This window comes from Altererythrobacter chaiwopuensis, assembly GCF_054957755.1.
In genome coordinates, this window is sequence record NZ_JBTXJG010000016.1 from 1 (window position 1) to 273 (window position 273).

Annotated in this window: 1 protein-coding gene; it reads right to left on the reverse strand. The window is 75.5% G+C overall.

Translation table 11 applies throughout. The features are described from left to right. Positions 1 to 273, reverse strand: a 273-nt coding sequence (locus ACX2DJ_RS13005; RefSeq protein WP_462573166.1) for a hypothetical protein, incomplete at both ends; no start/stop codon positions are given.

Genomic DNA, 273 nt, shown 5'->3' on the forward strand with positions numbered 1-273 from the left:
CGTTCAGCTCGCGGGCGCCGAGCTTGCCCATGCCGAGCACCCAGAAGGCGATGTCGCTGCCGTCGGGCGCCTGCGGGGCGCCGTGGAGGTCGTCCAGCTCCGCCCGGGCGGCGGTGAGGGCCCGGTCCAGCGTCACTTCGGCCAGGTGGGTCATGGCCAGGGTCACGTCCGCCACGGACGCCGCCTGTTCCACGTCCAGCACGGCCAGACGCTCCAGCACGAGGTGGCGGGCCACCCGCAGGCTGCTGGCCAGCGGCCGGGTCGCGAGCAGGG